The sequence below is a fragment of the Pontibacter litorisediminis genome (assembly GCF_029360645.1).
Classification (GTDB): Bacteria; Bacteroidota; Bacteroidia; order Cytophagales; family Hymenobacteraceae; genus Pontibacter; species Pontibacter litorisediminis.
Map to the genome: position 1 here is coordinate 91,033 of NZ_JARDUA010000009.1, position 22,912 is coordinate 113,944.

Below are 22,912 nucleotides of genomic sequence, written 5' to 3' on the forward strand. Positions count from 1 at the left end.
AGTTGATTCAGGCTACTTCCGGATCATGATCTTACGGGTATACACCTGATCGCCGTGCTGCAGGCGCACGATGTAGAGGCCGTTGGCATGCTTGCTCAGGTCAAACATGCCCTTGTACTGGCCGTTTATCTGTTTTACGGTGGCAGCGTACAGTTGCTTGCCCAGTAGGTCCACCACCGTCAGTGTCAGGTTTTCGGGGGCGGCGGTTTCTACGGTATAACTGAACTTGCCGTCGGCGCTTGGGTTCGGGAACACCATCAGCTCCGGCCCCACGTTGCGCTCCGCAGTCTCCACCTCATACCTGTAAGCCAAAGACATCTCCGATACGCAGCCATTTTTGAAGGCAATCACACTGTACTGTCCGTTCAGGGTTGGCGTGATACGCTGTCCGGTGGCACCCTCTAGTGGCTGCCCATCCAGGTACCACTGGTTACCCTCCGGCTGGCTCGAGATGAGGTCTTTGCCTTCGCGCGTAACCTTGGGCTGGTCCAGCGGCGTGCCTTCTTTCAGGGCTACGGCCACACGTGGGCTCTGGCAGCCAAGGGCCCGCACCTTCAGGTCGTAGAAGTAGTAATAGTAACTCTCCCAGTCAGCTGTAGCGGTGTTGCCACTGATGGTAAACACATTTTCTATGCCAAACGGATAAACTGCCACTCCCTTGTTGTTGCGGTAAATGGTGGCGCTATCCTCATACGAAATGGCGATGTTATACATGCCGGCGCGCGGTAGCTCCAGCCCCAGGTAGTACAATTGCCCTTGGTCGTTCGGGTCGTCAGGCTGTACCAGGTCTTTTGTGGCTGGTGTGCTGCGGGTGGCGGTAACCCGTAGTTCACGTGCCGATACCGGGGCGCCGTTGGCATCGTACACGGTAAACGTAATCTTGCCGCTATGGCCTATGTAGAGCCTTGCCTGCTCCAGCACCACCGGGGCCTCCGTTTTTACCTGCACATCCGGACTAAACTGGTTATAGCCGCCCCCAGAGAACTTGCTTTTATCTTTAGGGCCAACTGTCGCCGAGAACTCATTGAAGGCCGCGTAAAGCGTGCTGCCTATCGCACCAGTCTGCACCCGTGCCTGGTTGCCTGCGGCTATCGGGGTGGTGCTGGTAGCCGAGGCGTACCAGTAAGGGGCACCATCACCTTCCGCCGACAACGTATAAACGGGGCTGGTGCCGCATTGGAAAGCCGAGGCGCCTACAGGGGCGGCCGCCTCACCGGCCACCGTAAAAGTATAGCCGCGCTGGTTGTTGCTCTCCACGGCATCGGAGGCCAGCTCCGACTGTGCCACCAGCTCATAGGTAGCGCCAGCCTCCGTGGCAAAGGAGCCGTTCAGCAGCAGCTCCGCCTGCGCAAAAGGGGCTAGTTTTTTATCGAATGTGGCTGACAGGGTGGTGAGTTCCTGCCCGTTCTTCAGCACTTTTATACTTACTGGGATGTTTTGCTGCGCTGCAGTGCCGTTGTTGCGTAGGGTTATCATCGCGCCCTGCGCCGGCGAGGCACACAGCGAGCCGGCCCCTACTGGCTGCACGGCGGCTATGCCAATATCGCGCTGCGGCTTTACAAACTGGATGAGGTAGTCCTGCGTTTCGCCGCGGCTGTAGTTGTTGCAGGCGTTTACAGCGGCGGCATCCGTTGTCTCCTGCACCACCACGCGCATGCGTACCTTATCGCCTGCTATGAGTGTGCCCGGGGCTTTGATGTCGGCTGCAAACGTGCCGTTGCCGCTGATAACGCCGGAGGTGGCGGCTACCTCGCCGGCATCCGCAAAGCTGCCGTTGCCGTTCCAGTCGATGTATACTTTGGCTACCCTGGCGGCTGCCGTGCCACAGCTACCCAGCTCCAGCAAGAGCTGCTTTGCCTGGCTTGGCTCCAGGGTAAATACTGTGGAGGTCAGGTCGCGGTAGGTCGTGCAGTCGTCCTTCTGGTTCACGCTTTGTGTCCCAAACACCAGCCTGCTGATGCGGGCGCCCTGGTTAGAGGCGGGGGTGCTGGCGCAGACTGCGGTGCCGCCCATGCCGCTCACTAATAAGGCGTAGGCCTGGGGGCCCTCTTTTAAGGTTCCTTTGTGTTTGATGGTGATGGTATACTTCTTACCCGGGACAGCGTCGGCTATGAGGATCTGCTCTACGTTGTCCACCACATTGTCGCCCGGCATGGCAGCGGTCTCAGGAGCGGCTGGGTTCAGTGTCCAAGGGAGGTAGTCTTTGCCGTTGCCAGATACCCGTATATCGAGGTCGTTTACCAGCTTCGGCGTACGGTCATTCAGCGCTTTGGCGCCAACCGCTGCTACCGTGCCCTTCGGGTCAGTCCAGGAGATCGTGATCCGGAGCGGTCCCTTGCCAGAGGCAGTTACCTCCAGTGTCTGTGTTTCGCCCTGCTTCAGCGCACGCTCCTCCAGCAGGTGTGTATTGTTGGCGTTGCGTACCACGATGGCGGCCTGTTCCGCGTTCAGCAGTCCCCAGCCATAGCGGTAATCGGGGCCAACTGCTTCGCCGGCCTCGTCGGCGGTATGTATGGCGAGGCCTTTCAAGGTGGCGGCTCGCATAAACTTGCCGTTGTTCAGGGTGGCGTAATATTCCTGTAGCAGCAGCAGCGTGCCAGACACGTTAGGCGCAGCCATGGAAGTACCGCTCTGCACCTGATAGCTTCTGTCGTTGGTGGAGTAGGTGGAGAGCACCCTTACCCCGTTGCCCACAATGTCGGGCTTTATACGGCCGTCGTCGGTGGGGCCCCAGGAGCTGAAAGAAGACATCTTAACGTCCTGTGGTTGGTTATAGCCGTCTGTTATGGCGCCCACAGCCCCTACGGTCAGTATGTTTTTGGCCGTGCCAGAGGTGGAGATCACATCGTAGGCATCGTTGCTGCTGATGTCGTCCGGGCGGGATTTCACCAGCTCAAAAGTGCCGTTGCTATTACGCTGGAAGTATGGCTTGCCCACCTCAGGGCCTGTTTCGCCGTGGTTGTTGCCGGCTGATTTGACGATCAGGTAATATGGTGCGTTAAAAGCAATCTCATCCCAGGTAGCAGCCTCGCTGTTGTAGTACCCAAAGGATAGGTCTTCCTTCTTGCTTACATTCGGGTTGCCCCACCACTCCCAATATGGGTCGTCGTCCGTGCCTTTGCGATCAGAGTTATAGCGCCAGCCCGCCAGGCTGCCGTAGGAGTGGTTGGAGAGGAGCAGGTCTTTGGCAGCCTCAGCCATCTCGGCGTTATCGCTGTTAAAGTCATAAGCCAGCAACGACTTATAGCCAAAGGCCATACCTTTTGCCAAGGGGTTGATGCCACTGGCCACCATGGTGCCGGCTACGTGTGTAGCGTGCTCGCTTTCTTTGGAGGGGTTGTCTTTCTGAGTTATACGGCCTGTCAGCTCCTGGTGGGAGGCGCGCACCCGGCCGCCGTCCCAGATAGCGAGTTTGTTTGCCAGGCTGCCACTGCTGCCGCTTAGGTTCAGGCCCAGAGAGCCGCCAGTCCAGAGTTGGTCGGTGCGGGTGGTGGCAGCGGCGCTGGAGTTGTTGTAGGTGATGTAGTAAACAGGCATTCCTGTGTTATCCAGCCCCTGCAACGAGATAACGGTACCGTCCTTATACTGTTTTTCTACTACCCAGCCATACCTTTCCGCCAGCGCCAAGGCCTTTGCCCGGTTGGCCTGGTACTCTTTATCGGCGGTAGCGGCAATGCGCTGCAGCGCCTGCGTGTTGGCGCGGTCGGGGGTAAGGCCACGCTGAGCGAGCGCATTCGTGCCTGTCATCAGGCCTAGTGCCACAAGCCAAAGGCTCAGTCTTCTCATAAAGATATAGCAGGGTAAGTATGTTCCATACTAAAGATACTATAAAATCATTTTAATGCCAAAGTGGTTCCTGTAGATGATGTGTTATGTGAAGGCTTGTTCGATCTTGGTTTTGTAAGGTGTTGCAGGGGGAGCTCCGCCGGCTCCCTTAGCTGGCGCAAGCGTCCGCTTGTGCCTTGTGTCTTAGCCGCTGCTTTCCGCAACTTGAACTAAGCTATTCTGGTTAGCCACTGCTGATCCACGGCTTTACAACCAGCTCGTTCCACCTCTGGCTTAGGTGCTCTCCAGCCCGAGAGGGCTCGTCCTGGGGGTAGGGGCCCTCGATAAGGGCGTCGCGCTGTCTACATTTCCTTTGCTCCTGACGTCGCAATGCCGCCACGGCGGCACCGGAAATCTAGAAGGCGCTCAACCCAAGGACTGGGTATCATTCCAATAGCCACCGCAGACAGAGCTTGAACAGAGCTCCGCTCCTTTGACAAGAAGGGGCAGGGGTAGTTGGGCACGGTGCTGCGAAGATGCGGATTCGGGTACGAATGCCCGGAATGGCAGGGATAGCGAAACTACAGCGGGCATAAAAAAGAGAAGCGCCCCGGCATGAGCCGAAGCGCTTCTCAAAGTATGAATTTTAAACGTTTCTAGCGCTTCTGATACTGCGCGAACTCCTTGGCGAAGTAGGACAGGATGATGTCGGCGCCGGCGCGTTTAATGCTTAGCAGACTTTCCAGCATGGCTTTCTCGCCGTCCAGCCAGCCTTTTTGGGCGGCGGCTTTCACCATGGCATACTCACCGCTTACGTTATAGGCGGCAATGGGCAGGTGCGAGTTCTCGCGTAGCGACTTAATAATGTCAAGGTAGGCCAGTGCCGGCTTTACCATCAGGTAATCCGCGCCCTCGGCAACATCCAGTTCGGCCTCCAGCAGAGCTTCGCGGCTGTTGGCGGGGTTCATCTGGTATGTTTTCTTGTCGCCTTTCTTAGGGGCAGAGCTCAGGGCGTCGCGGAACGGACCGTAGAAAGCGCTGGCATACTTGGCGGTATAGCTCATGATGCCTACTTTCTGGAAACCATGCTCGTCCAGCACGTGGCGAAGGTGGGCTACACGTCCGTCCATCATATCCGAAGGGGCCACCACATCGGCACCGGCCTGCGCCTGCGCCAGGGCCATTTTGCCCAGCACCTCCAGCGTCTCGTCGTTCAGGATCTCGTCGTTCTCCACAATGCCGTCGTGCCCATCGGAGCTGTAAGGGTCCATGGCAATGTCTGAGAAAATCACCACCTCCGGAAAGTTCCGCTTAATCTCGCGGATGGCTCTGGCGTAGAGGCCGTCCGGGTTATGGCTCTCGGTGGCATACTTGTCTTTCAGCTGCTCCGGTATACTCGGGAAGGGGGCAAAGGCTTTAACGCCCAGCTCTACACACGAGGCGACCTCCTCCTGCAGCGTATCAATGGAAAAGCGGTTGATGCCCGGCATCGAGTCTACCTCCACGCGCTGGTTCTGCCCCTCAATTACGAAGAGCGGGTATATGAAATCGTTTACCCCCAGTGTGGTTTCCTGCACCAGGTTGCGTATGGCCTCCGTTTGGCGGTTGCGTCTTGGTCTTCTAATCATAACTATAAATTTTTACAGAAAAGCATTCTGTCTTACGTCTCTGCAAAGGTACGGCTTAATAGGCAGAAAAGCTGAGTGTTTATGGCAATAGGGCAGGTGTCTGTCGGGAGGAAAAGAGAAGTATAACGGATTGCCTGCATGTGCAGGCAACTTGCCCCAGCAGAGAGACGTGTGGCAGCGCCAAGCCTGCGGGCAAAAGAAAGAGACGCAATACTTTGCGCCTCTACAGATTCAAAAACAGCTAAATTCTTTCCATTACTGGTCGTCCTCATCCGGCAGGATCTCCACGTCCTGCACCAGCACGAAGTTCTCGATCTCGCGGGCTCGCGGCGTGTTGGCCAATCCACCTTCGGCCGTCTCTTTATACTTGCGCTCCATGCTTTCGCCTACCTCGCCCAGGGCCGCCACGCACTGGTCTACCGGTATCACCGGGTCTACGCCGGCAATGGCGAGCTGTGCGGAGGAGAAGGCAATGGCAGCGGCACTGGCGTTACGCACAATGCAGGGCACCTCCACCAGGCCCGCCACCGGGTCGCACACCAGGCCCAGCATACATTGGATGGTAATAGCCACGGCATTAAACACCTGCGGCACATCACCGCCCAGGCAGTATACGATGGCACCGGCTGCCATGGCGGCGGCACTGCCTGTTTCGGCCTGGCAACCTCCCACGGCACCGGCCAGCGAAGCGTTCTGCTCAATGATCAGGGCGATGCCGGCGGCAATCAGCAGTCCCTCATGAATCTTTCTGTCCTCCAGGCCATGCAGCTCCTGCAGGGTGGTCAGCGTACCCGGAAGTATACCCGAGGCACCGGCCGTAGGCGCGGCCACCACACGACCCATGCAGGAGTTTACCTCCTTGGCGCCCAGCGCCCGCGATACCAGCAGCTGAAACTCCGGCGACAGCACCGTAACCGGCGATTTGGCTACTTTTTTGGCGCCGTTGTTCACCATGCCCGAGCGTGACTTCATGTCCTCGGTAAGGCCAGTCTGCACGGCGTCCTTCATCACCTCATAGGCTTTGGCGATATTCTCCCAGATAAACTCCTCGGTGCGGCCCTTTTGGTCTATTTCGTACTCCAGCACGGGCTGGTATAGCGGTTCGCTGGTTTCAGCGCAGTGCTTCTGCCAGCTCTTAAAATCAGTGAATAGTAATGACATTGTTCTTAACTCCTTCTGGTTGTGTGGTGGCAGGCCAGTTGGCTTGCCAATCATACAAGTATACGTGTTTCAAAGATAACAAAACCGGTTGCAGGAATCGTTCTTTTGCATACTTGTATTCTGATGCCAAACTCCGGTAGGTGTGGCTCGTTCAAAAGAAGAAAACCTACTTTATGGCTGCACTAACCCCTGATATAAAAGATAAGCTGTTGACCGCCCTGGAGCAGATGGAGCACAGCCTCTCCAAGGCCAAGTTTAAGGTAAAAGACTCCCTGAGCCTGCTGGAGCCCATCAACATAATGCCCTACTACGGCTTTGGCAATGCGCACTACGTGTACGTAAAGGGGCGCGTGCTGGAAGACGAGAAAGTACATCAGCCCAAAGCAGGCGACGGCGTGCTGACGCACCTGAAGGACACTTACAAGCGTTATGAGTCGGATGAGATACCCGGGGTGCGGGTAAAGGCCAGCTTTGCGGGGCAGGAGGTGGAGGTAGAGACGGATGAGGAAGGGTATTTTGACGTGGAGTTCAGGCCCGATACTGCCATCGGCTACAGTACCACCGATAACAAGGTGAAGCTGCAGCTGCTGGACCAGAAGACCGGCAAGGACCGGCTGGAGGCAGAGGCCTATGTGTTTGCGCCAGGCACCGAGGTGGAGTACGGCATCATCTCTGATATAGACGACACGGTGCTGGTATCCAACATCAAGGATTTTTTGGGGCGGCTCCGGCTGATGCTGATGAAGAACGCCACCGAGCGCAGCCCGTTTCCGGGAGTGGCCGGTTTCTTCCGGGCCTTGTGCAAGGGCAGCGACGGCAAGGGGCGGAACCCGCTCTTTTACGTGTCGGGCAGCGAGTGGAACCTGTACGACCTGCTGATCAGCTTCTTCCGCTCGCACGACATCCCCGAAGGCCCCCTGCTGCTGCGCGACAAAGGCACCCGCCTGGACAGAGGCGACTTTGAGACCAGCGAAGAAGAGTATAAGCTCGAGAAAATACGCCACATCCTCGACACTTTTCCGCACCTGAGGTTCATTTGTCTTGGTGATAGCGGGGAGCACGACCCGGAGATATACCAGCAGGTGGTGCAGGAGTATCCAGGGCGTATTCTGGGCATCTACATCCGGGATGTGACGCCGGACGGGCGCGATAAGGAGGTGCGAAGTATAGCCGAACAGGTAAAGGCGCAGGGCGTGGAAATGGAGCTGGTGGAGGAGACACTCACTGCAGCCAAACATGCCGTGAAAATGGGTTGGATAAACGAGGAGCAGCTGGAGGACGTAAGGCAGGCATGTGAGGCGGATCAAAAGAAAGAGAGCTGATGTAACCGCAAAAATTATACTTTATACTATGGAGAAAGAGAAAAAGCGCGTGGCCATGCGCGTGCATGGCAAGGTACAGGGGGTGTTCTTCAGGGCCAGCACACAGGAGAAGGCGCAGGAGCTTGGCCTAACGGGCTTTGTGCAGAACGAGCCCGACGGCACGGTATACCTGGAAGCCGAGGGAGACGCCGGAGCCCTGAAGCAATTGGAGCAGTGGGCACATGATGGCCCCCGCCGCGCCGAGGTGGCAAAAGTAGAGGTGGAGGAGAAGCAGGAACTGCAAGGGTTTGAAGATTTTGAGCAGCGGCGGTAGGGGGAAATGTGTTGGAATATGCACAAGTAAGTATTAACTTCATCCTATACAATTGTTCCCTATCCAAGACCTATGAATACCAGAATCCTCCATTGCTCGACCTCTGTTGAAAATTATAATATGTGCATTGAGCACAGCGTAGCAGGCTTTTCAAATCGGGCTCCTCAACAGGGTGATTTAGTTTATTTGGCAGTAAAGGTCGGGAAGAAAACGCTTTGCGGCGCACGCTTTATACTCAATGAAACAACCAATTATAGGCCTTGGCCTGATGGGGAGAGATACGTACACGCCTTAACTGTAAAAGATGTTGAATTTTGCCAGCCCTTTGATATGGCTCTGTTGTCAGAAGCAGGAGGGAAACACTGGAGCATCATGTATGTGCAGGCATCAAAGCCTATCCATGATAAAACAGCATGTGAACTGTTAGACCACAAATTCAGGACGAACAAAGTTGATCAATTTATTCCTTTTGAAGTTGCACCACCTGTGCCTGTTGATGTTGTAGAGCCAACGCCAGCCTCCCCTGATAAAACATCGGATGAAGCACCACTTACCCGAGACTCCATAAGAATTCAGGCTAAACTTGCTGAGATTGGAGACCGCATGGGGTATAGCATATGGCTTCCCAGGAACGACAGAAGCAGGGTTTTGGAAGTATGGCAGTCTCAGAAAAGTTCTGTGCTGAACGACCTGCCACTTAACTATGATCTTGACACCATAAAAACTATCGAGAACATTGATGTGCTTTGGATTAAAGGCCGAACTATCGTTCGTGCCTTTGAGATAGAGCACACAACATCAATTTACTCAGGCATACTTAGGATGGCCGATTTAATGGCTCTCCAGCCTAACCTCAACATTAAAGCTCACATTGTTGCTCCCTCAGAAAGAAAAGCGAAAGTGATGCAGGAACTTTCCAGACCTGTTTTTAGGCATGTACTAGCTAACACATGTACTTTTATATCCTACACTTCTATAGAGGAATTGGCAAGTGAGAAGAGACTTGAGTTTATGTCGGACGCTGTATTAAATGTATATTCGGAGTTGGCGAAAGACTATATAGCAGTCTAACTCCTCCTTCGCCATTGTTGGTGTTATCACCAACAATCTATACTTCTGCAGCCAAACTGCTTGCTGGTGAAAACACGCAGCAAGGGCGGCGGTTTAATCATGTTCCTCGCTTCAATGTTATACTTGCTACATGCCCCTCCTCACCCTCCTCCAGCAAATCCCATACCTCGCCCCGGAAGACGTAGCCGCCCTGGAGGCGCGGTGGCAGAAGCGGGTGCAGCTAAACAGGTATGATTTCCTGATCCGGCAGGGGCAGGTGGAGCAGGGCTTATACTTTGTGGAGAGCGGCGCGCTGCGCATTTACTACCCACTCCCCGACGAGGACATCTGCGTGGGTTTTGGCTATCCGAACACACTGCTCGTTTCCTTCCCCTCCTTCGTGGCCGGCAAACCTTCCGATTACTACATCCAGGCCCTGCGCAAGAGCGAACTGCGCGGCATCAGCAAAACAGATTTTATGCAGCTGGTAGAGGAGCGGCCTAACATTAAACATTTCTGGTACGAGCAGCTGGAGAAGGCGCTGGTGGGAAAGATAGAGCGCGAGGTAGACCTGCTGCTGCCCGAGCCGGAGCAACGCCTGCAGCGCGTACTGCAGCGCAGCCCGCACCTGTTCCAGCACATCCCCAAAAAGTATATTGCCTCCTACCTGCGCATGTCCCCGGAAACGCTGAGCCGATTAAAGGTGTAAGTATGGTTTACAGGCTATTGTAATAAGTTACTAGCTTAGCCAGGTCTAAATCGGTTTTGAAGTCAATCCTATTCTTCTTAGCGTAAGCCTCAAGCTCTGAACTCTGACTGCCAAATGCTTCTAGAAATCCTTTCTTAGAATTCTTGATTTTAGTTATTTCAGTAGGAGTCGCAATAAAATAGGTCTCAACTGATTTTACATGCTGCTCTTTAACAGAAGAGCCATATGGCACCTGCTCTACAATTGTTTTCTTTGTTCTCTTTAATAGTGTAACGTTGCCTTCTGCCAATATCTCGTAAAACGTTGATTTGTCCCCGCCATCCACAACAGGATAGCCCTTTCTGAACTTCTTACCGCCGTTAGCCTTATCGTCCCCTTTTTCCCGAATTGTAAACTCGTATACAGGGTCTACAAATTCCTGCGGCTCACCGTCTCCACCATTAAAAACCACTTGGTCTTCAAGCTGGTCATACATGATCTGCCCCTCAAACTCAAGTCCGTTCATCAATTTAACTAACCCATTGCTCCAGGCATCATACAAGTAAGGTGAACCCTTAAGGGCGGAGTGGTCTTTAACTCTCAGTCGTCTGCCTTGAATATCTTTAGGCACCTGTATGTACTGGGCTAGCACCTCTGTTCCGGAAAATACAGTTATAAGAACTACAACTGTAATTTTGAATAGTAGTTTGACCATACGTAGTTTGTTTTGCTTTATATAAAATTAGTTATATACAGTTAAAATGCAAAGCTTATTTAATGAGTATCATATTTCGTCGAAGTAAATAAAGTCTAGCTCTATATTAATGGCTTCAGATCCTGCCAGGAATATTCGCGGTTATATATTCACAAACTATTATAGTAATTAACCAGTTGAGCTATATCGCTGTCGTTGCGCAGGTTTAGGCGGTGAGCTTTGATGTATTTTTCCAGCTCGGAAACCTTGCCCGGGAGCGCACCAAGCACAGACTTCTTATCTAGTTTTATTTTCTCAAGCTTATCAACCTTGGCAATGTAGTAGGAGGCATTATCCTGGAACTTCTTAACCTTGGTAGCAGAGCCGTAAGGCATTTCCTCAAAGACGTTCTTGTAGTACCTTTTTAGCAGCTGTACATTCTCTCCATCAGTAAGCACCTCATAAAAAGCACCTGGACTTGCGGCGTCAACAGGAGTGTATCCTTTTCTAAAGTTTTTCTTCTTTTTTATACCTCCATCGTTCTGGTAAAGAGAGAACTTTACCACAGGCTTGAGGAATGTCTGTGCCTGCTCATCATCACCTTTAAAAATTACCTCATCATTCATCAGGTCATACATCAGGTCTAATCCCTCAAATATGATTCCGTCGGCAAGCGTAACGTCTCCCTTCCTCCAGTCGCTGAACAAATACTGAGAGCCTTGCACATCTAGATACTGTTTAGTTTGTAAAGGCCTGCCCATAGCGTCTGCTATAACAACTTGAGCTATAGCACTGCTGAAGCATGCACAAACTATAACTAAGGCTAAGATGAGGCGAAGCAGAGGAATCTTCATAAACTTATCAGATTTTAAGTTTTAATTAAATATATGATATTTGATCATAGGGGCAAAAAGTTTGTATAATTATTTGATGTGCGCCTCCTGGAAGCATAAATCTTGATTCGTGTCAAGGATTGGCGCGTATAACCTGCTGTATCTTTGTGCTGTACAAGATAAAACCATGAAGCCATGACCACACTAGAGCAACTATCCCAAACCACCAGAAGCCTTTCCCAAACTGTAGCGCAGGGTTTCGACTCGCTGAGCCTGGTAGACCTGAACTACAAGCCCGCCTCCGACAGCTGGAGCATGCTGGAGTGCCTGGAGCACCTGAATCGCTACAGCCGCTATTATAACCCAGCTCTGGCCAAAGCCATTGCCCAGAACGCTGTCGGGAATAATATGCCAAGTATAACCTACAGCTGGCTGGGCCGAAAATCGCTGGAGATGGTGCGGCCGCAGAACCTGAAGAAGCACAAGACCGTGAAGCACATGAACCCCAACAACAGCCAACTGACGCGTGCCACGATGCAGGAGTTTCTGCAGCACCAACAGGAGTTGCTCCACCTGCTGGATGACGCCAAAAAGGCCGATATTGGCAAAAGAGCTGTGCCAGTGGAGTTTTTTAAGCTGTTGAAACTGCGGATCGGCGAGGCGCTGGAGTTTGTGGTGGCGCACCAGGAGCGGCATGTATTGCAGGCGCTGCGGGTAAAGCAGCAGCTGGCGCAGCAGGCAGCTGCCTAGTTTATACTTTGGCAGGCGCGAAGCTCACCTGCACTTCCTGCTTCTTGCCAGAATGAATGTCCACCGTAAACAATTGGTGGCTGTTGGTACTTGTTACCCATAGCTGCCCGTTCAGAAAAATAATATCGTTGGGCTCATGTAGGCCGTCGGTAAGGGTGCGTATGCGCCGGCGCTGCATATCCAGCACCTTTATCTTGCCGTTGTAAGTGTCGGCAATGTATACGTTGCTGTCGATCACCTCCAGGCCTACGCAGTGCTGCAGCAGTGCATCGTCCGTGTCGCCGTCCACATCGCCAAAGTCGAAGAGGCCTCTGCCAAGCGGGGTAAGCACCATGCCTGTTTCTGTGTTCACGGTACGAATGGCGCTGGCTTCGGCGTCAGCTACGTACAGTACCGGGCCTTTTATGGCTAGTCCGCTGGGTTGGTTGAAGGCAGCTTCGTGCAGCGGCCCGTCGGTGAGGGCCTCGCGGCCACTGCCGGCAAAGCGGTATACTTTTTCGGTAACTAGATCCATGCGCAGGAGCTGGTGGTTGCCGGCGTTGGCGACAAACATGCTGTTACCATAGATGTAGAGGTCCCAGGGGCTGTTAGGGTTTACCGGCTCGTTCAGCTTATCATCCAGGAAGTAATAGCCCAACTCCCCGGTGCCCGCTGCCGTGTATACTTGCCGGGCCTCCAGGTCTACCTTGCGGATGGCGTTGTTCTTGGCGTCAGCCACGTAAAGTATACTTTCGTGCAGCGCCAGGCCGTGCGGCTCATAAAAGGTTGCCTCTTCGTAGCTGCCATTCTTAAAGCCCTGTTCCCCGCTGCCAATTGTCTCCAGCACCTGTCCCTGCTGGCTAAGCTTCAGGATGCGGTTGTGGCCGCTGTCGGAGAGGTAGATGTTGCCTTCCGAGTCGCTAATCAGCTTGGACGGAAAGTATAAAGCATCCTCCTGTATTGGTGCATGCTCCACGTGGAAACGAATGGACTCGCGGTTCAGCTGGCTTTGATGCTCCGCCAGCAGCCGCTCAATGTAGGGCCGCACCGTATTATACACATTCTCTCCGGCATGCTGGCCAATTACCTTGCCGTTCGGATCTATGAGTACGGTGGTAGGCCAGGCACGTATGCCGTACTGGTTCCAGATCTTGTAATCCGCATCGTTTACCACCGGGTGCTCTATGCCAAACTTGCGGATGGCCTGCAGGATGGTCCCGTTCTGCTTCTCAGCATCGAACTTGGCAGAGTGTATCCCCACTACCACCAACACATCGGCGTACTCCTCCTCCAGCCGCTGTAGGTCTGGCACAATATGCTGGCAGTTGATGCAGCCAAAGGTCCAGAAGTCGAGCAGTACGATCTTGCCTGCAAAATCTTTGATGGACCAGTTCCTGTAGGTGTTGAGCCAGCCGTGTTCGGTGTTTATTTCTGGTGCGTTTACGCGTCCGGTAAGCATAGTAAAGTCTGTTTTCGAGTTTGATAGCGTGCTATAGGTGTTACAGGTTTGGGAGGTGATTTGTTTACCTCCCCCTCTCCTAAAAACAGGAAAGAGTGCTGCAGGTATAAACCCACCCTTAACTCTTGCTGTTCCGGAGTTCCTAGTCCGGAACTTTCTCTGCTGCGGACATCCTTGTCCGCGTTTCGGCAGTACCGGGTCCTACCACCCCTGCCCCTCCTTGTCTAAGGCGGGGAGTTCTGTAACTGCCATTGCTCAAGTATTTATTTCATAGTTGCTGGTATAGCGTCAGCAGAAGCACTAACCCACCCCTAGCTCCTCCGAGGAGGGGAATCTCCTGCATGCGATTGCCATCGCCCTCCCCCCTTCAATGGGGGACTATATGGAAAGCCGAGGCTATCGAACCAGAACCCAGTCCTTGGGTTAAGCGCCTTGTGAGATCCGGTGCCCGCCAAGGGCATACCGAGCGAAGCGAGGCAAGGAGGGAACACAGCGCGATGCCCGAGGACGAGCCCTCTCGGGCTTGAGAGCAGAAAGTATTAAATGCAACCGTAGGTATGTAAGACTGTAGGATCAGCAATAGCTAGAAAGGATAGCTTATGTCAAGTTGAAGGAAGCGGTAGCAACAGGGAAAGCACGAGCTACAAGCTCGCGCTAGCGGAAGATGAACAGTGGCTAACTAGAAATAGCTTGGTTCAAGTTGCGGAAAGCAGCGGGCTAAGAGAGGCACAAGCGGACGCTTGCGTCAGGAGGTTAATGGGGTAATCCCACAATTTTATCGTAATTTTGCCTAAACAGCTGCAACACAATGGCAGAAAACTATATCTCAGACTTCGGGACCATCCTACTCTTTTTAGTAGGTGGGGCTATTTTTGTGGTGATCGGCCTGCTCACTAGCAGTTTGCTGCGCCCCAAAAACCCGAACCCGGAGAAGCTGGCAACCTACGAATCCGGTGAGGAGCCGATTGGCAACGCTTGGGTACAGTTTAACCCGCGGTTTTACGTGGTGGCGCTCATCTTCATCATCTTTGATGTGGAGCTGGCATTCCTGTTCCCATGGGCTACAGTGTTTGGCCGCAAGGATCTGATAGAGGCGACAGACGGCGTGTGGGGATGGTTTTCGCTGATAGAGATGTTTATCTTTATAGGTGTGCTGGTGCTGGGGCTGGCTTATGCCTGGGCAAAGGGGCACCTCGACTGGATAAAGCCGAAGCCGGTGCTACCGCAAAGCCGCTCCAAAATACCCCTGGATGTATACCAGCGCGTGAACGAGCGGAAGTATGATGCCAGAAAGCCACAGCAGCAGGAGGGAGAATAACAGATGAATTTACCACAGGATAAGACGGGAGAAGGCGGCGTAGTGATCACAAAGCTCGATGACCTGCTCAACTGGGCGCGACTGACCTCGCTGTTCCCGATGGGCTTCGGCTTGGCCTGCTGCGCCATTGAGATGATGGGCGCTTATGCCTCGGGCTATGACCTGGACCGCTTCGGCATTATCCCGCGCGCCTCACCACGGCAGTCGGATGTGATGATTGTGGCCGGTACGGTTACTTTTAAGATGGCCGACCGTGTGCGACGCCTTTACGAGCAAATGCCGGAGCCACGCTACGTGATCTCGATGGGAAGCTGCTCTAACTGCGGCGGCCCGTACTGGGAGCACGGCTACCATGTGGTGAAGGGGGTAGACAGGATCATACCGGTGGATGTGTACGTGCCGGGCTGCCCGCCAAGGCCGGAGGCGCTGATCGGCGGCTTTCTGAAACTACAGGAGATCATCCGCCAGGAAACCATACGCGCGCCTAGAGCCGTGCAACAAATTATGGCGAAGCGTGCGCAGCAGCAACCTGTGGCGGATGCTGATAAGTTATCCTGATTCACTTATTCACTCATTCAGCGTTATGACCTTCGGGGAGCTACAGCAATTTATAGTTGATACGTTTGGCGCAGAGGTTATACTGGAGGCCAAGGCCGATGCGCTGCAGCCCTACCTGGTGCTGCAGACCGAGCACCTGCCAGCGGTCTGCCTGGCACTGCACGACAACGAGCAAACCTACTTCGACTTCCTCTCCTGCCTGACAGGTATGGACAACGGCCCCGAAGCCGGCACGATGGAGGTAATTTATACGTTGTACTCTATCCCTTACGACCACCACCTGACGCTGAAGGTGCGGGTGCCTCGCAACAACACACCGGAAGAAGTGCTGCCGCAGGTGCCTACTGTTGCCCACATCTGGCGCACCGCCGACTGGCACGAGCGCGAGGTGTTCGACATGTTCGGCATCCTGTTTAAAGATCATCCTGACATGCGCCGCATCCTCTGTGCCGCTGACTGGGAGGGCCACCCGCTCCGCAAGGACTATAAGCTGCAGGAATACTACCACGGCATTAAAGTGCCTTTTGATCAGCACAACGAGTTGAACGGTTTTAAAGGCGAGCCGCAGTGGCTGGTGGGGCAGCCTACGCCTTTCTCGGATAAGCGGGAGAAGCCGGAGTAGTACTGTATCCAACCACCCCTAGCCCCTCCTTAGACAAGGAGGGGCTAGGGGTGGTTGGATACAAGCTGCCAAAAAACAAAAAGCCGCCGGTTATACTTCCGGCGGCCTCTTTTTATACTTCGCTATATCTACTGCACGTTTTTGAAAAACGTGGGCGAGTTACCGTAGAGCGGTGTTTTTCCATCCCACTTCTCAATGAACTGCTGCTGGATGAGCAGTGGTGTGAGGGTGCGCTGGCGGAGTTCGTTGGCGCGTGCTTCGGCCTCGGCTTCTACTATTTTCTTGCGGGCCTGGGCTTCGGCAACTTTCAGCTCGTTCTCCACCTGCAGGGCCTGCTGCACAGCGCGGTTCTTCAGGTTTACGGCACGTACAATTTCGTCCGGGTACTGCAGGCCGCTGGTCATTTGCTCCAGCTCAAAGCCCTCTTTCCTTAAAGCATTATCTAACGCAATCTGTACTTTGTCTTCAAAACTCTGGCGGTTGGAGATAATGCTGTCGGTGCTGTACTTATTGAACTGGATGCGGAAAGCATCGCGGGTATAGTTAAACAGCGTGGTCTTGGTAATCAGCTCAATGTCTTTGCGGTACTTGCTGAAGATCCTGGGGCTTTCACCGGGGCTAACTCTAAATGAAATGGTCGGGTCGACGGTGAAAACGGAGCCGTCTTTGGCATTTACGGTAAAGGCCGGGTAATCCACCGTCTGCACAAAGGTCGGGAACTGGAAAACCTCTTCGGTAAAAGGATTATACCACACGCGGCCGGTTACCAGGTTCACGTCCTGTACGCCTTTGTCGGTGCCGTAGAGCTTTACAAGTATACCTTCGTGGCCCGCGTCAATGCGGGTGCAGGATTTCATGGCAGTGATAGAGAACACAAGTATAAGGATGAAGCTGATGCTCCAGGTCAGTAGCTGACGGGCGTTGTTCATGGGTTAAGCTTTAAGTTTGTTGATGGAAAGACGGATGACGAAGAAATTAGCGATGACGAGCACCAGCAGCAAACCCAGGCCAATGGCCACTTTCAGGTCGGAAGGCTGACGCACCAGCGAGGCAATCTCTGTGAATGTAAGTATGTCGACTAGGAGCAGCAGGCCGAGCAGTAGAATGTAGGGGAATTTCATCGGGAGTATATTATTAACACAATATACTAAAAACCTTTTGTTCTTTCACTTACTCAAAGCCGATTGCCTTGTAAAAAGTATGAATACAGGTTATGGGGCAAGCCCTTTGCAAACGCAGGCTGTCAACTGGCACGCGCAGTCGAGAAGCCGGTAAGGTAATGTACTGCGTTGAATAGCAAGGGCGCTTTGTGGCTGCCGTCGCAGGCCACAAAGCATTTTTATGCCCAAGAGCTTAAGCTGCTTGGGTTTATGCTTTTACATAGTTGTTACTACGCCTGCCGCTCCTGAAAAGAAAGTACCCCACCGCCATGTACAGGATAACTGCCACTCCGATTGGGGCCTCCTGTTGTGCGTACCAGATGCTACTGTTCTGAAGCAGGGGGTTGGTAACCATGCCTATCAGAACAAATGAGCCGAAAACCAAAGCTGGTGAAAGAATGATGGCAACGGCCCGAACCAGGAAGTTGCGGTTCCTGCTGAGGTAATACCCTATGCCTGTAGAGCCGATTAGCAGCAACACGATACCGATTGTCATAAAAAGCGCTGCGGCTCCGCTAGTTATAATCCGGCCATTTGTGGACACAATCACAGCTAATTTTATTGCCCAGGCTAGTGTGCCTCCTATCAAAAACAAACCTGCTATCTGCGACCATCTTGCATAAAGTAATTTTACCTGCATAAGGAATAGGCTTAGTTATGGAACAACTTGTATCAGGGAAATGAACAAGCCTTCGTGTAGCCGGGGTGCTGGAAGGCCAACGGGTAGGGGAAAGAAATATAAGCTTTATATACTAGCGCGTATGCAGAAGGTTTTGACTTGCAGTGGGTAAAATTATTCGGTCACCATACTATAGGCAGCTTGCTTGTTGTAAGCTGTCTCAACCATTTTAATAAAGTATGGGTTATACGCTTGCAGTAGCGGGAGTGCTATAAGAAATATACTTTCAGCACAACATGCTGAGAACTTTTTGCTCTTTCACTTCCTCAAAGCCAATGGCCTTGTAAAAAGTATGAGTGTCGGTTCTTTGGGTGTTGCAGCGCACCCTAACGCTGCATACTCCCTTTTGCCTCGCCCACGCCCGCACCTGCTCCACCAGCTTTCGGCCGGCTCCTGTTCTTCGGTAGTTTTCGTCTACCACCAGTCCGCCTATCTCCACAAAAGTGCCCGACTCCAGCCGCAAGGTATAAAACCCGTGTATCCAGCCGATCAGTTGATCTTTCAGCACCGCTCCGAAAGCGCAATGGTCTTTGCTGCCTAAGATTTCCTGCAGCCATACTTTTGTTTCTGCAACTGATGCTGTGTAGCCGAGTTGGGAGGAGAGGTTGGTTATGGCTTTGGCGTCATCGGAGGTAAGTGTTCTGATGTGCATGGTTCATAGTTTGGTGAGAAGTTTTTTTCGCTGGCGCGAGCTTACAGTTCGTGCTTTGCTTTTGTTTTTATTAGCAGAGGTAAGAACTGCAAACTAGCACCAAAGGGAGTCGCTTTAGCTTATTTGCCAAGCGTGTACCCCAACACTAACGAAAGAGACTTTGTTAACTTTGTTTCCCACTGATCGTTTTCAAGCATCACTTTACCCAAGTTGTAGTTTGCTTCTATGCTGAACTTGTTGTTGCGCTTATAGCCAAGTCCTGCAGTGAAGCTTGGCAGGAAAGTAGATACCTTATGATCAAAGGCAGTATTAAGTTTATTATCTTCTGAGTCAAATGCCTTATTAGGGGTTAACAGGAAGTTTAAACCTGCAGTACCATTTATGAATAGCTTAGAAGATTCGTTCAGAAAGAAATAATGCCGCACACCTACAGGTAATACGACATGTGAATAGTTTACAGTAGTATTGCCATCATAAGCGCCGCTACCTCCAGGATTTGAGGGGGCGGACCTGGAACTGTAGACTGTGAGGTCGGTTCTAAATTTTACAAAATGGAGAGTTAGTTCAGCAAACACAGACCACTTGCTTTTGTTGAACGGGAAAACGTACTCTGCCTCCAACCCAATCTGTGGGGAAATATTCCGGTTAGAGGTTGTGGTATAGTGTTTTACGTTTCTTAGAGTGGCAGGACCGGAGCTTTGGCTAAAAACAACAACTTGGTCTACCTGTAGTATAGAAGAGTTTAAGCCTGCCTTCAATGTAAAAGCTGTTTTTCCCTTCTCTTTTTTAGCAGTATTGTCAATATAGTTAGCGCCAATACACTCATTGTACTTCTTAAACAGCTTAACTAAGTCACTCTCGTCGTACTCTATGTTGCTGAAATCTTTTTCTGTGAGGCCTGAACACTCCAGATTTGTCCAAAGCTGCTGCCTATATGTATTGTTTACTCCAATCTTGTTCCCGTTCAGCATAAACTTCTTATAAACAAGTTGCTGCATGGCTGTACTGGTTGTCTTGTAGAAAAACCGCTCTAAGCCATTACGATCATAGTATGCGTATAGTGATGCTTCTCCGATCAAGGATGCTCTTAAGAACAACTGCTCTTCTTCAAACTGAGGTTCTCTGTTATTACTAAGATCATTTCCTTTGCTGCCTGACCTGTCTATTTTCACTGTAAATCTTTGGTATTTATGCGGTGTATTTAGCACCTCAAATTCTTTAACGGCGTCGATTGTAGCAACCTCAGGTACTGAATTCTCTGTTAACTTATACTCAAAGCTGGTTGGGTTCCTAGCTTTGTCGGTATTCCTGATCAAGCAATCTATTCTTTGGCCGTTGTTATCAACAAAGTATCCCTGCTCGAAAAGCACCTGTGCATGCACAGATAGACTTAATAAAATAAAGAGAGTTAAAAGTAGAAGTTTGTTCATTAGTAAATTGTTGGAAGTAGTTAAATGTTAAGTAGGTTTAGAATACTATTATAAAGTTTGTACATGCATATGTTACAAATATAGCATATGCATGTTTTTATACTGTGAAAGATTGCATACTTTCAATAAGGCAATCATAGTGTCTAATTTGCCTTCTCTAACAAACCCCTGCACAAATCCCCCTTTTTTCCGAACTTTGCAGAAGAAGCAAATTGACATTTTTAATTTCTAACACGCCTTGGCCTCAACCACCTACAAAAACTACCTGCTGCAGTCGGAGCCGAACAAGTTCAGCCAGGAGGCGCTGAAGGCCGGTGAGATGATTGTGAACATGGGGCCGCAGCACCCGAGCACGCACGGCGTACTGCGCCTGGAGGTGGTCACCGACGGCGAGATCATACAGGAGGTGGTGCCGCACATTGGTTACCTGCACCGCTGTTTCGAGAAGCACGCCGAAAGTATGGCCTACAACCAGACCATCCCCTACGTGGACCGCATGGACTACCTGGCGGCCATGAACTCGGAGCATGTTTGGTGCATGGGCGTGGAGAAGCTAATTTATTCTTTGAAAATAGGCATTAACACTTGCGTAGAACCTTAAGGTATACCCATTGGCCTTTAGGTACTGAACTGTCGCATTCGACTTAAGTGATTCACAATTCAAAGCAAGGCCATGCATCTCTAGAATAATTATTTTTGGCTTATATAAATTTAAGTCAATGGATTTCAATACATTAAAATCATGTCCTTCTACATCTATTGAAAGTAAATCTATCTCCTGCTCTGCTGGCAAGTGCTCTTTTAAAATTGTATTTAACGTTTTTGCTGCCATAATCTGCTGATTATCGAAACTCCAGAAACTGGAGTGTTTGGCTAACGTGTTTTTGTCTACTGTGCTTACCCGGCTTTCATTTGATAAGAAAAAAGTAACATCTTGTTCAACGTCGGAAACAGCGCTACATACAGCAATGTCCCTTGGTCTGACTTTATTGAATTTTTGGATTAATGAGTCGTTTGCATCGATACAAATTCCAGAGCCACCTTCTAAATAGATTAGGAAGGTGTTTGAGTCTAAGACAGGATCATTGCATCCCACATCAATATAAAACAGCTGCCTATGAGAAGGCTTAGTTAAAAGGGCTGATAGAATGACATCCTCCCCAGTTTGGGAGAACATGAACTTAACCTTTATATTCATCAGCTTTCTTAACACTATAAAAGATAGTATTTTGATGAAGAGAGGCAAGGTGACATAGTTGTGAAGGTTCTTTCTTTTTATCATATATCGAGAGGGCTTTTAGCTGTTATGTTCAATAGCTAATATTTAAGATGGATTAGCATCTATGTCAAAAATAATTCATGAATTAACCGAAATCTCAACATAACATTTGTCAGAACTCTTTCGAAGGTGTGAGCTTGCAACTCGTGCCGTTGCTTAGAATAATAGAATAAGAAGTACGAGCTACAGCACGCGTCGCGGTAAGGAAAGTATGGCTACTCTTTAAATAAGTCTATAACCTAATATCAATGAAAACGAACTTTTGAAGCTTGTTTCCCAAGTATTGGTTTCCAGCATTCTTTTTCCAACGCTATAATCGACCTCTAGATTGAAATTATTCTTCATCTTTAATCCCAGTGAGAATAAAAAGCTTGGCTTCATGTTGAAGCTGGTCTGACGAAACTTTGGCTGTGTTTCGAAGTTCTCTGCTTTCATTGAGCTCGAGGGGTTAAGAAGGATGCTTGAGACAACAGCACCACTTAGAAAGAGTCTCGTCTCCTGGCTTAAGAAGAAGTGGTGCTTTATACCCAGGGGTATACTGATATGGGAATAGTCGACAGTCAACGTACCGTCCTCGGATTTTAAAGTGACATAAGCATGGTGAGTTGCCGTCTCTGGAACATATACACTCTTGTAGACTGTAAGATCACCTTTGGTTTTGAAGTATTGGAAAGTAGGTCCCAAGTATAAAGACCACTTGTAATTGTTGAATGGAAAAACGCGCTCTATTTCAAAGCCAACTCTTGCAGACTGTTCTGGGCCAAACCTTGTCGCAGCCTCTTTAACAATACTCTCCTTTAGGGGGCCGAGCATCCTTTGTTGTACAACCTCAAATTGCGCTACTTCAAGAGACGCTGAGTTTATGCCTACTTTAGGGGTTAACTGAAATTTACCTCTCTGCTTTTTGTCGCTGTAGTTTGTGTAAGCTGAGCCAGCACACTTGTTGTACGCTGTGAATACCTCTATTAGGTCCTTTTCCTGATAAGCAGCATTGTAAAGCTGCTGGAATGTGAGGGCCTGACACTCGAGATTGCTCACCAGTTGCTGTTTGTACGTAGTGTTTTCACTAGCTTTAGTGGCTGTGATCAAGTACTTCTTATAAATAAGTTGCTCTGGGGTAGTGTTTTCTCTTGTAAAAAAATACCGTTGCAAGCCTCTACGGCCTACGTAGACGTACAAAGATGCCTTGCCCTCTACTAGTACCCGTAAAAAGAGCTGCTCCTGCGCAAGTTTAGGTTCTACAGAGTAATCCAAGTCCTTCGTGTTGTTGCTGGACTTGTCTATTTCTACTATAAAGCGTCTGTATTTGTGAATGCTGTTGAATATTTCTACCTCTTGCACATCATTTACTACAGCTGTTCTTATTTCAGAGTCCTCGGTGAGCTTATACTGGAAGTTCTCTGGATTTGTCAGCTTATCAGTGTTCTTGATAAGGCAGTCAACTCTGTGGCCATTGTTATGGATGAAATAGCCTGGCTTGAATACAGTTTGTGAATAGGAAATTAGGCTAAAGCAAGAAAGAAAGACTAGGAGTATAAGTTTTTTCATTTTGAAAATAGGGGAACTGGAAAC

General features: G+C 50.9%; 21 protein-coding genes and 1 pseudogene. 9 read left to right on the forward strand and 13 right to left on the reverse strand.

What is annotated here, in order from left to right; translation table 11 throughout:
- Positions 1–12: 12 nt before the first annotated feature.
- The 3 genes from PXG97_RS19905 to sdaAA form a co-directional block, all read right to left on the reverse strand.
- The gene (locus PXG97_RS19905) at positions 13–3,786 is read right to left on the reverse strand and encodes a S8 family serine peptidase (protein ID WP_276499597.1); all 3,774 of its coding nucleotides are present in this window, start codon (positions 3,784–3,786) and stop codon (positions 13–15) included.
- Positions 3,787–4,421: 635 nt separating this feature from the next.
- Complete coding sequence (hemB, locus tag PXG97_RS19910; RefSeq protein ID WP_276499598.1) at positions 4,422–5,393, reverse strand: porphobilinogen synthase; 972 nt, start codon at positions 5,391–5,393, stop codon at positions 4,422–4,424.
- 255 nt (positions 5,394–5,648) lie between these two features.
- Complete coding sequence (sdaAA, locus tag PXG97_RS19915) at positions 5,649–6,554, reverse strand: L-serine ammonia-lyase, iron-sulfur-dependent, subunit alpha (RefSeq protein ID WP_276499599.1); 906 nt, start codon at positions 6,552–6,554, stop codon at positions 5,649–5,651.
- 173 nt (positions 6,555–6,727) lie between these two features.
- Between sdaAA and PXG97_RS19920 the strand changes: the two genes are divergently transcribed.
- From PXG97_RS19920 to PXG97_RS19935, 4 genes are all read left to right on the forward strand, one after another.
- Positions 6,728–7,876, forward strand: a complete 1,149-nt coding sequence (locus tag PXG97_RS19920) for an App1 family protein (protein ID WP_276499600.1) — start codon at positions 6,728–6,730, stop codon at positions 7,874–7,876.
- 28 nt (positions 7,877–7,904) lie between these two features.
- The gene (locus PXG97_RS19925) at positions 7,905–8,189 is read left to right on the forward strand and encodes an acylphosphatase (RefSeq protein WP_276499601.1); all 285 of its coding nucleotides are present in this window, start codon (positions 7,905–7,907) and stop codon (positions 8,187–8,189) included.
- Between the two features lie 72 nt (positions 8,190–8,261).
- Positions 8,262–9,260 carry a hypothetical protein gene (locus PXG97_RS19930; protein ID WP_276499602.1) on the forward strand — a complete coding sequence of 333 codons (999 nt, stop codon included), beginning with the start codon at positions 8,262–8,264 and terminating at the stop codon, positions 9,258–9,260.
- Positions 9,261–9,390: 130 nt separating this feature from the next.
- The gene (locus tag PXG97_RS19935) at positions 9,391–9,948 is read left to right on the forward strand and encodes a Crp/Fnr family transcriptional regulator (RefSeq protein WP_276499603.1); all 558 of its coding nucleotides are present in this window, start codon (positions 9,391–9,393) and stop codon (positions 9,946–9,948) included.
- Between the two features lie 7 nt (positions 9,949–9,955).
- Here PXG97_RS19935 and PXG97_RS19940 read toward each other — a convergent pair whose 3' ends face one another.
- Together PXG97_RS19940 and PXG97_RS19945 are read right to left on the reverse strand one after the other, a co-directional pair.
- Positions 9,956–10,642, reverse strand: a complete 687-nt coding sequence (locus PXG97_RS19940) for a hypothetical protein (RefSeq protein ID WP_276499604.1) — start codon at positions 10,640–10,642, stop codon at positions 9,956–9,958.
- A 149-nt stretch (positions 10,643–10,791) separates the two neighbouring features.
- The gene (locus PXG97_RS19945; protein WP_276499605.1) at positions 10,792–11,475 is read right to left on the reverse strand and encodes a hypothetical protein; all 684 of its coding nucleotides are present in this window, start codon (positions 11,473–11,475) and stop codon (positions 10,792–10,794) included.
- A gap of 174 nt (positions 11,476–11,649) precedes the next feature.
- On the opposite strand from PXG97_RS19945, the gene PXG97_RS19950 reads away from it, so the two are divergent.
- Positions 11,650–12,204 carry a DinB family protein gene (locus tag PXG97_RS19950; RefSeq protein WP_276499606.1) on the forward strand — a complete coding sequence of 185 codons (555 nt, stop codon included), beginning with the start codon at positions 11,650–11,652 and terminating at the stop codon, positions 12,202–12,204.
- A gap of 1 nt (position 12,205) precedes the next feature.
- Here the strand turns inward: PXG97_RS19950 and PXG97_RS19955 are convergent, their stop codons facing one another.
- Positions 12,206–13,642, reverse strand: coding sequence for a thioredoxin-like domain-containing protein (locus PXG97_RS19955; protein ID WP_276499607.1), 1,437 nt, complete (start codon positions 13,640–13,642; stop codon positions 12,206–12,208).
- A gap of 808 nt (positions 13,643–14,450) precedes the next feature.
- Between PXG97_RS19955 and PXG97_RS19960 the strand changes: the two genes are divergently transcribed.
- Genes PXG97_RS19960 through PXG97_RS19970 form a run of 3 tightly spaced genes read left to right on the forward strand, consistent with a single transcriptional unit; the run spans position 14,451 to position 16,140 of the window.
- On the forward strand, positions 14,451–14,960 hold the full coding sequence (locus tag PXG97_RS19960; RefSeq protein ID WP_276499608.1) for an NADH-quinone oxidoreductase subunit A: 510 nt from the start codon (positions 14,451–14,453) through the stop codon (positions 14,958–14,960).
- A gap of 3 nt (positions 14,961–14,963) precedes the next feature.
- Positions 14,964–15,518 (forward strand): NADH-quinone oxidoreductase subunit NuoB, encoded by a 555-nt coding sequence (gene nuoB / locus PXG97_RS19965; RefSeq protein ID WP_276499609.1) that lies wholly within the window; start codon positions 14,964–14,966, stop codon positions 15,516–15,518.
- Between the two features lie 25 nt (positions 15,519–15,543).
- Positions 15,544–16,140 carry an NADH-quinone oxidoreductase subunit C gene (locus PXG97_RS19970; protein ID WP_276499610.1) on the forward strand — a complete coding sequence of 199 codons (597 nt, stop codon included), beginning with the start codon at positions 15,544–15,546 and terminating at the stop codon, positions 16,138–16,140.
- Between the two features lie 128 nt (positions 16,141–16,268).
- Here PXG97_RS19970 and PXG97_RS19975 read toward each other — a convergent pair whose 3' ends face one another.
- From PXG97_RS19975 to PXG97_RS19995, 5 genes are all read right to left on the reverse strand, one after another.
- On the reverse strand, positions 16,269–17,069 hold the full coding sequence (locus PXG97_RS19975; RefSeq protein ID WP_276499611.1) for an SPFH domain-containing protein: 801 nt from the start codon (positions 17,067–17,069) through the stop codon (positions 16,269–16,271).
- 3 nt (positions 17,070–17,072) lie between these two features.
- The gene (locus tag PXG97_RS19980) at positions 17,073–17,261 is read right to left on the reverse strand and encodes a hypothetical protein (RefSeq protein ID WP_276499612.1); all 189 of its coding nucleotides are present in this window, start codon (positions 17,259–17,261) and stop codon (positions 17,073–17,075) included.
- 247 nt (positions 17,262–17,508) lie between these two features.
- Entirely contained in the window at positions 17,509–17,796 is a 288-nt protein-coding gene (locus tag PXG97_RS19985; protein ID WP_276499613.1) for a hypothetical protein, read from the reverse strand.
- A gap of 409 nt (positions 17,797–18,205) precedes the next feature.
- Positions 18,206–18,631, reverse strand: coding sequence for a GNAT family N-acetyltransferase (locus tag PXG97_RS19990; RefSeq protein ID WP_276499614.1), 426 nt, complete (start codon positions 18,629–18,631; stop codon positions 18,206–18,208).
- 119 nt (positions 18,632–18,750) lie between these two features.
- Complete coding sequence (locus tag PXG97_RS19995; protein WP_276499615.1) at positions 18,751–20,061, reverse strand: hypothetical protein; 1,311 nt, start codon at positions 20,059–20,061, stop codon at positions 18,751–18,753.
- A 238-nt stretch (positions 20,062–20,299) separates the two neighbouring features.
- On the opposite strand from PXG97_RS19995, the pseudogene PXG97_RS20000 reads away from it, so the two are divergent.
- Positions 20,300–20,620 (forward strand): annotated as a pseudogene (locus tag PXG97_RS20000) (NADH-quinone oxidoreductase subunit D); the annotation flags it as partial.
- Here PXG97_RS20000 and PXG97_RS20005 read toward each other — a convergent pair.
- Positions 20,615–21,343, reverse strand: a complete 729-nt coding sequence (locus PXG97_RS20005; RefSeq protein ID WP_338088617.1) for an FkbM family methyltransferase — start codon at positions 21,341–21,343, stop codon at positions 20,615–20,617. The pseudogene PXG97_RS20000 and the gene PXG97_RS20005 sit on opposite strands and share 6 nt — an antisense overlap.
- 219 nt (positions 21,344–21,562) lie before the next feature.
- Entirely contained in the window at positions 21,563–22,888 is a 1,326-nt protein-coding gene (locus PXG97_RS20010; protein ID WP_276499616.1) for a porin family protein, read from the reverse strand.
- Between the last annotated feature and the right edge of the window lie 24 nt (positions 22,889–22,912).

Coding starts and splice junctions, on each gene's coding strand:
- PXG97_RS19905 (WP_276499597.1), bottom strand. CDS start 3,786: ATGAGAAGACTGAGCCTTTGGCTTGTGGCACTAGGCCTGATGACAGGC.
- hemB (WP_276499598.1), bottom strand. CDS start 5,393: ATGATTAGAAGACCAAGACGCAACCGCCAAACGGAGGCCATACGCAAC.
- sdaAA (WP_276499599.1), bottom strand. CDS start 6,554: ATGTCATTACTATTCACTGATTTTAAGAGCTGGCAGAAGCACTGCGCT.
- PXG97_RS19920 (WP_276499600.1), top strand. CDS start 6,728: ATGGCTGCACTAACCCCTGATATAAAAGATAAGCTGTTGACCGCCCTG.
- PXG97_RS19925 (WP_276499601.1), top strand. CDS start 7,905: ATGGAGAAAGAGAAAAAGCGCGTGGCCATGCGCGTGCATGGCAAGGTA.
- PXG97_RS19930 (WP_276499602.1), top strand. CDS start 8,262: ATGAATACCAGAATCCTCCATTGCTCGACCTCTGTTGAAAATTATAAT.
- PXG97_RS19935 (WP_276499603.1), top strand. CDS start 9,391: ATGCCCCTCCTCACCCTCCTCCAGCAAATCCCATACCTCGCCCCGGAA.
- PXG97_RS19940 (WP_276499604.1), bottom strand. CDS start 10,642: ATGGTCAAACTACTATTCAAAATTACAGTTGTAGTTCTTATAACTGTA.
- PXG97_RS19945 (WP_276499605.1), bottom strand. CDS start 11,475: ATGAAGATTCCTCTGCTTCGCCTCATCTTAGCCTTAGTTATAGTTTGT.
- PXG97_RS19950 (WP_276499606.1), top strand. CDS start 11,650: ATGACCACACTAGAGCAACTATCCCAAACCACCAGAAGCCTTTCCCAA.
- PXG97_RS19955 (WP_276499607.1), bottom strand. CDS start 13,642: ATGCTTACCGGACGCGTAAACGCACCAGAAATAAACACCGAACACGGC.
- PXG97_RS19960 (WP_276499608.1), top strand. CDS start 14,451: ATGGCAGAAAACTATATCTCAGACTTCGGGACCATCCTACTCTTTTTA.
- nuoB (WP_276499609.1), top strand. CDS start 14,964: ATGAATTTACCACAGGATAAGACGGGAGAAGGCGGCGTAGTGATCACA.
- PXG97_RS19970 (WP_276499610.1), top strand. CDS start 15,544: ATGACCTTCGGGGAGCTACAGCAATTTATAGTTGATACGTTTGGCGCA.
- PXG97_RS19975 (WP_276499611.1), bottom strand. CDS start 17,069: ATGAACAACGCCCGTCAGCTACTGACCTGGAGCATCAGCTTCATCCTT.
- PXG97_RS19980 (WP_276499612.1), bottom strand. CDS start 17,261: ATGAAATTCCCCTACATTCTACTGCTCGGCCTGCTGCTCCTAGTCGAC.
- PXG97_RS19985 (WP_276499613.1), bottom strand. CDS start 17,796: ATGACAATCGGTATCGTGTTGCTGCTAATCGGCTCTACAGGCATAGGG.
- PXG97_RS19990 (WP_276499614.1), bottom strand. CDS start 18,631: ATGCACATCAGAACACTTACCTCCGATGACGCCAAAGCCATAACCAAC.
- PXG97_RS19995 (WP_276499615.1), bottom strand. CDS start 20,061: ATGAACAAACTTCTACTTTTAACTCTCTTTATTTTATTAAGTCTATCT.
- PXG97_RS20005 (WP_338088617.1), bottom strand. CDS start 21,343: ATGATAAAAAGAAAGAACCTTCACAACTATGTCACCTTGCCTCTCTTC.
- PXG97_RS20010 (WP_276499616.1), bottom strand. CDS start 22,888: ATGAAAAAACTTATACTCCTAGTCTTTCTTTCTTGCTTTAGCCTAATT.